Annotated in this window: 9 protein-coding genes; all 9 read right to left on the minus strand. The window is 42.7% G+C overall.

Annotated elements, in window-relative coordinates; genetic code table 11:
* A partial coding sequence (locus FC47_RS09770) for an NAD(P)-dependent oxidoreductase (protein ID WP_056968768.1) occupies nucleotides 1-708 on the minus strand: 708 nt, incomplete at its 3' end.
* A gap of 203 nt (nucleotides 709-911) precedes the next feature.
* Nucleotides 912-1,436, minus strand: a complete 525-nt coding sequence (locus tag FC47_RS09775; RefSeq protein WP_048345805.1) for a helix-turn-helix domain-containing protein — start codon at nucleotides 1,434-1,436, stop codon at nucleotides 912-914.
* Between the two features lie 351 nt (nucleotides 1,437-1,787).
* Nucleotides 1,788-2,792, minus strand: coding sequence for an aldo/keto reductase (locus FC47_RS09780; RefSeq protein WP_056968769.1), 1,005 nt, complete (start codon nucleotides 2,790-2,792; stop codon nucleotides 1,788-1,790).
* A 46-nt stretch (nucleotides 2,793-2,838) separates the two neighbouring features.
* Nucleotides 2,839-3,375, minus strand: coding sequence for an NAD(P)H-dependent oxidoreductase (locus FC47_RS09785; RefSeq protein WP_039945901.1), 537 nt, complete (start codon nucleotides 3,373-3,375; stop codon nucleotides 2,839-2,841).
* Between the two features lie 13 nt (nucleotides 3,376-3,388).
* Complete coding sequence (locus tag FC47_RS09790; protein ID WP_048345804.1) at nucleotides 3,389-3,796, minus strand: MerR family transcriptional regulator; 408 nt, start codon at nucleotides 3,794-3,796, stop codon at nucleotides 3,389-3,391.
* A 118-nt stretch (nucleotides 3,797-3,914) separates the two neighbouring features.
* A complete protein-coding gene (locus FC47_RS09795; protein ID WP_048345803.1) occupies nucleotides 3,915-5,072 on the minus strand; it encodes an MFS transporter in 1,158 nt (385 codons plus the stop codon).
* Between the two features lie 522 nt (nucleotides 5,073-5,594).
* Nucleotides 5,595-6,335, minus strand: coding sequence for an ATP-grasp domain-containing protein (locus tag FC47_RS09800; protein ID WP_056968770.1), 741 nt, complete (start codon nucleotides 6,333-6,335; stop codon nucleotides 5,595-5,597).
* Nucleotides 6,336-6,711: 376 nt separating this feature from the next.
* Complete coding sequence (locus tag FC47_RS09805) at nucleotides 6,712-6,981, minus strand: hypothetical protein (protein WP_155519182.1); 270 nt, start codon at nucleotides 6,979-6,981, stop codon at nucleotides 6,712-6,714.
* A 651-nt stretch (nucleotides 6,982-7,632) separates the two neighbouring features.
* Nucleotides 7,633-8,139, minus strand: coding sequence for a hypothetical protein (locus tag FC47_RS09815; RefSeq protein WP_056968773.1), 507 nt, complete (start codon nucleotides 8,137-8,139; stop codon nucleotides 7,633-7,635).
* Nucleotides 8,140-8,378 lie beyond the last annotated feature (239 nt).

The raw sequence follows: 8,378 nt of genomic DNA on the forward strand, positions 1-8,378 counted from the left end.
GTAGCTGCCTGGCTGCATTTTGGCAAAAAAGTCCTGATCAGCCATATGCATAGTAGCATCGGTAACTGGCAGATGCAGACTGACAATCCGACTGCTTGCCAATAAGTCATCCAATTCACGATACTGCACGCCAAACTGTTGCTCTTGTTCTAGATCAAGTCGGTGACGCTTGTAGTAATAGATTTCTTTGACGCCATAAGCTTTTAACAAACGAGCCGTTTTTTGAGCAATGTCACCAAAGCCAATTAGTCCCACGCTGCAGTCAGCCAGCTCATACAGATTGCCGTTTTGCATGTAGCCTTCTTTAGTTTCAATCTGATGTCCATTGCGTACGGCCGCATCGTTGACAACCACATTGCGCAGCATTCCCACCATCAGCAAAACCGCCTGCTCGGCAACCGCCATGGCATTCATTCCCTTAGCGTTGCAAACATAAACGCCGTATTCATCAGCAGCCTTTAGATCGATTGCGTTATAGGCCACGCCTTCTGAATGAATTACTTTTAGATTGGGCATCTGCTTGATCAACTCGCCAGAGACGCTGGAAATAGCATCAACGACGATAAAATCAGCATCGCCTGCTTGGTCTAAATACTCTTTGACTGGCAGTCCTGGTTTTAGATCGGTTAGTTCCAGCGAGCGCAAAAAGCCGTCAGCAGCCGCAAATCGCTGCAAGTTGCCCTGCTTGCCAATATGCAGTACTTTCATTGGATCACCCCATTCGTTTTTTCACTATACTACCAATACATGATTTTTATAATCTTAATCTACGTATAAGTACTGATTTTGAAGATCGACTATATTATCTGCCGTATCAAATTCGATAACCAATTCCTGCTTTATTTAGGTACTTTTTATCGCTATGCAACATCAACCCAAAAACGCCAGCTAAACGGCTGACGGCTAAAACTCTAATCATCATTTTCTTTTTTATGAATTTCGTTTTTATCTAAGCGATTGGCAGTCATTGGATATTTGGCATCCAGCTTGGGACTGACTTTTTTGAGCACGATATATTTTTGAAGAGGCCCCATAATCATCCAGCCACCAACCCAGAGTACGCCCATAACCGATCGTGCAACGCCGCCTGGCACCAAGCCAAATAATGCACCCCAGAGCAGCATCAAAATAATGTAGCAGGTGTCATAAAGCTGTTTGAAGTTCTTGTATTCATTATGCCGCATGCCTAATTGGTACTGCAGTTTCTGGTCAGCCGATGCAATTTTTTCTTCATAATCACTGCTTTTTTCCACATCATACAAGTCCTTGATGCCAACGCCTAATGCGCCAGCAACCAGATTCAACGTTTCAACACTGGCTTCCTCACCGGCTTCTAAGCGCTGAATCGTTCTTACCGAAACCTGAGCTTTTTCAGCCAACATTTCCTGGGAAAGGTTTTGAGACTGACGTAGCTTTTTGATTTGGTTTTCACGCATTTTGATCTCCCCTTTAATTTTTCTCAATCATACCAAATCCGATAATCTTTGACCACGACAGTTCCCCGTCAGCTTTCCACCAGTCAGCAAATGCCAGAATAGCGGGGATTTAAAACGATCTCCAAATCGATTACGACAGTCAACCCAAATCCTAAGATGGTCGATCAGCTACCCGTCAAACTACTGTCGGGTCCAGACCACGATCACTTCGAGCGTTTGCTGGTGGATTTATTTGGCCTTACAGATTGGGTAAAAAGCACCTACCTTGCCTCAATTATTTAAAAAGAGGTGCCCACTTAGACCCCTCTTTTTAAATCTCTTCAATTGATCAAAACCGGTTGCGTTACCCCATTACTTTTTCTCATCCAGCAAAACCACACCTTCTGCTGGGTTATGGTTAATGGCGCCAACGATTTTATGTGGCGTGTATGGTTCTTCAAGATAGGCAATGTCTGCTGGCGTTAGTTTAACGTCTAATGCTTTGACCGCATCATCTAAATGACTGGTCTTGGTACCACCAACGATTGGCGAAGCTACTCCCTTTGCCCAATGCCAAGCCAGAGCAATCTGAGCCATCTTGACGCCATAGCGTTTAGCCAGTTCTTCTACGCGCTGAATAATCAAAAGATCTTGCTGCTCATAATCATCATACTTGCCAGCCAGCACGCGATCAGTCTTACTGCGCAGTGAATCAGTATGCCAACCTGGATGGGTCAAATGACCACCTGCCAAAGGACTATATGGCATCAGTGAAACACCCATTTGCTTACAGATCGGAATCAGTTCGCGCTCGTCTTCACGATAAAGCAGGTTATAGTGATTCTCCATGGATTGGAACTGAGCCCAGCCATGATCTCTGGCGGCCAGCTGCAAGTTGTAGAACTGGTAGCCATACATTGCCGAGGCCCCGATTGCCCGAACTTTGCCGGCTTTTATCAGGCCATTTAAAGCTTCCATGGTTTCTTCAATTGGCGTTTCATAATCAAAGCGGTGAATGATGTACAAATCCAGATAGTCAGTCCCCAGTCGCTTCAAGGTGCCATCGATCTCTCGATGAATAGCTGCAGCAGAAAGTCGTCCTGAGTTGAAATAGACTTTCGAGGCAATTACGACCTGATCGCGCGCAATATTCTTCTTAATGGCTTGGCCAAGGTATTGCTCACTGGTCCCCTTTGAATAGCCATTGGCCGTATCAAAGAAATTGATTCCTAAATCTAAAGCATGCTTAACGACTTTTTCTGATTCGGCAGCATCCAGCGTCCAGTCATGCATGGTTCCTGGCTTACCAAAGCTCATGCAGCCAACACAAATCTTTGAGATATCAATATCGGTATTACCCAGCTTCGTATATTCCATTTTTTAACCAGCTTTCTTTAATCCACCCGTGGCATTCAATCAGCGTTTATTCAAAGTCGCCAAGTACCGGAATCGTTTCATCATTTAAATATTTGCGATAGCTTGGCCCCACGTTCTTAAGTTCGGCATTGCTGATTGAAGATGCCCCCATTACGACAAATGGCTTCATGTACTTCATCCCGATCAAACGGCTGGTTGCCTGCAGTGGCCGTAATAATTCATCAACCGTATATTTGACAAAACCATCACGGCCATAATTATCAGCGCCAACCGTTACCGCAATCAGCAACTGCTTGTCTTGCAAGGCATTTCCTTGACTCCCATAAGCCCAGCCATAGGTAAAAACTTGATCTTCCCAGTGCTTTAACAGAGCCGGCGTTGAATACCACTGCAGCGGAAACTGCAAAACAATGCGATCGGCATTAGCCATCACCTGCTGTTCTTTTTCGATGTCGATATTAAAGTCTGGATAAAGTTCGGCCAGATTGCGGACCTCGATCTCATCTTTAACGGCATCCACCATTGCCCTGTTAACCTGTGAATATTGATAGTTTGGATGGAAAAGATTAATGACTGTTTTCATAACAGTACCTCCGTTAGTCGTCTAAAATTCGATACTTATCAAAATAAGATTTTTCTTTTTTGATCTCACCAGTTTCATATAACGAGATCTTATGCTCAAGTCGCTGAATCGAGCGGTCCAGATTATGACGCTTTTCTTCCAAGACTGCCAACTGGTTCTTTAATAGATTCTCACGAGCCTGCAGTGTCGAATCGCCTTGCTTAAGCAGTTCGGCATACTCAACCAAAACATCAACCGGTACTCCGGAATGACGCAGACACACGATCATCTCAATCCATTGCTGCAGCTGATCATCATAATAGCGATTACCATTTGAATGCCTAGGAACATCTGGAAGCAGGCCAATCTGTTCATAATAGCGGAGCGTGGCTGGTTTAAGATGATACTTTTGGCTGGTTTGCGTAATCGTCAGTTCTGTCATGGCTGGACCTCGTTTCAAATTTTATGCTACTACTTCAAGTTAACTTTAAGTCAATTATATTCCTATAGCTGCCAAAATAAAAAGAGATGCCACTGCTGACACCTCTTGATAATCAATTTTACAGTCTTGCTTCTTGGCGATACGACAGCTCTAACAGTGCAAAGCTTAATCCAGCAAATACTAGTAGATACAGCGGCATGATCCAGATACCGAGTTTTTGTTGCAAAATTCCAAAAACAGTCGGCATAAACGTTGATCCCGTATAGGCAAAAGCCATCTGCAAGCCAATTACGGACGCACTGTAGCGCTTGCCAAAATTAATTGGTGCCATGTGTTGAATTGACGGATAGATTGGTCCCATCCCAATACCAATGATCAAAAAGCCGATTGCCGCCACTAGATAGCCTTTGATCGGCAGCGCCGTCAGCAAAATCCCAATCAGCTCCACCATCGTTCCACTTCGAATCATACGCCGATCACCCAATCGATTTGCAATAAAACCGGCAATCAGTCGTCCAATCATCAAGCCGCCAAAGATCAGCGAACCAAACGAGGCCACGAGCTCGCTGCTTATTCCAGTTCTGGTACCTGCAAAATAGCTTGGCACCCATAAAAAACACGTTGCCTCACCGGCACAGTACGCAAAAAATGCCAGCAGCGTTGCCATTACGCCTGGCTGTTTGATTGTTTCTTTGATCCCGGCACTGTCAATTTTAGATTCATCTGCTTTAGAATCATTTTGCTGCCAAAGCGACCAAGAACTGATTACAACCAGCAAAATCCCGATCTGTAAAAAGGCCGTCCAACGATAGCCCTCATTCCAGTGCGCAACCTTAATCGCCAATGCCATCAGATATGGACTGATCATTGCCCCAACACCATAAAAGCAGTGCAAAAAATTCATCACCGCGCCTGAATAGTTGTTGGCAACGTAATGATTCATAGCCGCATCAATGGCTCCCGCGCCCAGTCCATATGGAATTGCGCAGACCAAAAGCATCCAGTACTGCGTGCAAAACGAAAAGCCAAGCAGGCCAAAAATCGTCAGCATAATTGAAACCGTCACGATCCATTTAACGTGCAGCCTTTGGATCAGTTTGGGACTCAACAGAGCTGAGATGATCGTCATGGCACTGATCATCATAAATACATAACCAGCGTAAGAAGATGGCACGCCAAACTCAACTTGCATCTTTGGCCAACCCGACCCCAACAATGAGTCCGGCAGTCCCAGACTGACAAAAATCAAGTAGATGACCGCTAATAGTAAAGACATAGACTTACCTCATCGATATTTTTTACTATTTTATCATCTCAACTTGCTGATCACTTGTCATCATTGTCTTTTTCCATGTACAAAATTGGGTAAGGATTACCTTGATCATCAACTGCGGCCCGCTCAACAACTTTAAAATCATAATTTTCTCCTTATGGTAAATCACTAATCAATTCTTCAATAGAACTAGCCAGATTCCCACCAATAATAGGGATGAGTGTAATCTAGATTGATACAGCGATCGCACCTACCATCCAAAATTGTATATCGCCATCTTTTATCTCTAATGCCATCAATTTTAGGGTCTCTCAGGACTTGGTATCTTGGCTGCAGGTTATAGCTCAATGGAACAGCGCGCAGATGCTTGGGACGAGGATCATCGGTTCTCCATGAGAAATCAACAACTGCTACGCCCCAGTCTTCAAAATCTTTTTCCGGTGCCGGCGAGGTAGGGGCCCAGTAAAATTTATATTTGGTGCCAATTTTTTGATCAGATAATACTGCCCATTCATTTTCATACCCTCAGTCTAAATCAAAGGCACACTCATCTTTGGTTCCTGTCATCTCTGCCCAACGTGCCGTCAGCAGTTTGGCATAGCGAATGTCGTAAAGTCCATAAGCCGCCAAAGAATATCCTTCATTGACCTCGACTAATAGTGTCCGACCTGCTTTGGTAACACCAAAATCAAGTGAGCAGCCAGCTAGACAATTATGGTAGTCATGCAGGCATTGTTCAATTATATTTGGATCATAATGATAGTGCCAGTCACCATAGTATTGGCGCACGCCTTCGATTCTGCCATAGCGTACATAGGCTCGCCATTCTGCTGTAAAATCAACCACCTCACTGCAGATTACATTAGGATTTTCATAGTTGGATCCCAGTCCCATCAGATCTCTTGGCGAGCGGATAACTTTGCCGGTAATTTGCTTGCCCGTTACCGATTTGACAAAGACTGGCCACATTTCGGGATGGCTGTTGATGGTATTCATCTTGGAATGCCAGATTCTGCGACCGAGATATTGGCGAATTTCTTGTGGATAGTTAATTTCTTGATAATCAATCCCAAGACTGCTTAGACGATGCCGAACCGTTCCCAGTCCACCAACTACCACGTCTTCACGCTTCATTTTGTCTAAGACATCGCTTAGATTTTTAAACAAGACTACCTCAAAGCCCATTTTTTCAAAGCCGGTCATAGCAGCGTAGCTATTAATGCTATAGGGCATCCCGTTTTGATTGATCTGTACGAATACCTTCATTGCCGTTTCCCTTCTTTACTGATTTATCTACTCTTAATTATAAAACCGGCAACCGTCTTTAAAGCGCGTATTGGGGATGCAGAACTATAATATTTAAGGCAAGCAGCGGCCAACCGCATTGTGCGATCGACCGCTGTTATTTACTATTTAAAACATTGGCTAAATTAATTACTGAAGCATCTTTAATGCATTAGCATGACAGACCGGACAGTTGCAGCCTGCAAAAGCATTTTCTTTACCAGCTCAAGGTTTTCTTGCCAATACTGAGCTGGAATAAACGAATGTACCTAGCTGTTTGCTTCCAGCCAGATTGCTACAACTTGATCGATATTAACAGGTTGGAGTGATTTAATCATTGAATTACCTCATTAAACTTCTAATCGCCTTGCAAAAAGCCGTTCTCATACATTGTTTGAATCTCTTTAGCTTTCTTATTCAGTTTACCGATATAAAGTTTTAGATACGCAACCAGATGCTTTAGCTGGTCAATATCCAAATAGAGCGTTAAATGATCTTGGAGTTTAAAACTACGATAAAGTCGTAAGATCATTCCATCATATTCATCATCAAAAGAAAATTCCACCGTTGGATCATCCATCAATTCATAGGTATTTTTCTGGCTTGGATTCTGCAAGAATTTTTCCATGATCGACAATAAAATCTGCAGTTCATTAAAATATCAGAGTGGGCTCAATTTAAAAAACAAAGATTCTTCTTCGTAAACTTCAATCGCTGAATCTATCCATTCGTCATCTATTCTTGGCCCAAGTTTAAGGTAAACGACATAGTCAGCCGATGCTAATTTTAGATATGGCATTATCAAGCTAATCCCCGATTAAATTCTGTCATCGCTGGTTTAATTATTCCTGTAAGAAAATATTGCCAAGCTAGAATTGGTGGGCCAAGTCTAGCTTGAATGATACTAATTTCCGATTCATTAACAATATAGGATATTCATTTAACCCGATTCCCAAGCTGCATATCTACGGAATTCACTCATTTTAAGTAGACATCCATAGACATGTCCCGTTCCAAGTACCATGTGACGGTAACTGCTATCTCTAACACCATCTATCTCAGGATCCCTTAAAACCTGATATCTGGGCTTCAGCTGATATCCTAAAGGCGCGGCTCGCAGATGTTTGGGACGCGGGTCTTCGGTTACCCAGGAAAAATCAATAACTGCTACGCCCCAATCTTCAAAATTCTTCTTGGGCCATGGAGAGCGTGGGGCCCAGTAAAATTTATACTTGGTGCCAATCTTTTTGATTAGATAATACTGTCCATTCATTTTCAATCATTTTCTTGAATTGATCCAAAGAGACATTTCTTCAAAGGAAAAATCAATCGACAGGTCATCGATGCCTTGCTTATCAAGTAGCTGATACCCATCCAAGGACTTGTAGGTTACTTGGAACAATAATTGGCCACGATAACGATCATCAATATCAAAATAAGAAGGAAAGCCCAAATCACTTGGTTTTTCATGCTCGTCCAGTTGGCCATTGTCTACATAATTGGCAACACCCAAGATCTTGTCATTAATTTCCCACAACGTTCCCGAATAAAATTCATCAGTGCACCAGTCGTTTTTATGATGCTGATATAATTTTATGTTTGACTCAAGTGCCAACTCACTGTAACTAAAATGCTCTGGTAATTCTGGAATCAGTATAATTGATTGATCGACGGAATAAGTGTAACGCTTATTTACAATATCGGTCACATCAACTGCTTTAAAAGGTAAGACGATTTTATCAGCATTCATCCAAAAGTCACCAATTGCTGTTGATAGTAATTTCATCGGTTTATTCATCTACCTTGTCGATTAAGCCATATAGATCAATTTTCAGTAGCATTCATCGTAAATGTTTCAGCGTATCTGTTCCTCGACGAATTGGCTGAATTTCATTTTAATTATTACTGCTTATGATATTTTGGTCAAGCTAACTGTAATTTTAGCGGGTAGCTGCCGGCTATCTAATTTGACTCATGGATCTGAGGATGATTAACCACTCGTTTAGGTTTTCGACCTTGCGCAAT

It is taken from the genome of Limosilactobacillus mucosae DSM 13345, assembly GCF_001436025.1.
In the GTDB taxonomy this organism is placed as follows: Bacteria; Bacillota; Bacilli; order Lactobacillales; family Lactobacillaceae; genus Limosilactobacillus; species Limosilactobacillus mucosae.

What these genes read in the sequence shown, in the direction of transcription:
- FC47_RS09780 (WP_056968769.1), bottom strand. Translation starts at nt 2,792, where the DNA reads ATGGAATATACGAAGCTGGGTAATACCGATATTGATATCTCAAAGATT.
- FC47_RS09795 (WP_048345803.1), bottom strand. Translation starts at nt 5,072, where the DNA reads ATGTCTTTACTATTAGCGGTCATCTACTTGATTTTTGTCAGTCTGGGA.
- FC47_RS09785 (WP_039945901.1), bottom strand. Translation starts at nt 3,375, where the DNA reads ATGAAAACAGTCATTAATCTTTTCCATCCAAACTATCAATATTCACAG.
- FC47_RS09800 (WP_056968770.1), bottom strand. Translation starts at nt 6,335, where the DNA reads ATGAAGGTATTCGTACAGATCAATCAAAACGGGATGCCCTATAGCATT.
- FC47_RS09790 (WP_048345804.1), bottom strand. Translation starts at nt 3,796, where the DNA reads ATGACAGAACTGACGATTACGCAAACCAGCCAAAAGTATCATCTTAAA.
- FC47_RS09775 (WP_048345805.1), bottom strand. Translation starts at nt 1,436, where the DNA reads ATGCGTGAAAACCAAATCAAAAAGCTACGTCAGTCTCAAAACCTTTCC.
- FC47_RS09805 (WP_155519182.1), bottom strand. Translation starts at nt 6,981, where the DNA reads ATGGAAAAATTCTTGCAGAATCCAAGCCAGAAAAATACCTATGAATTG.
- FC47_RS09815 (WP_056968773.1), bottom strand. Translation starts at nt 8,139, where the DNA reads ATGAAATTACTATCAACAGCAATTGGTGACTTTTGGATGAATGCTGAT.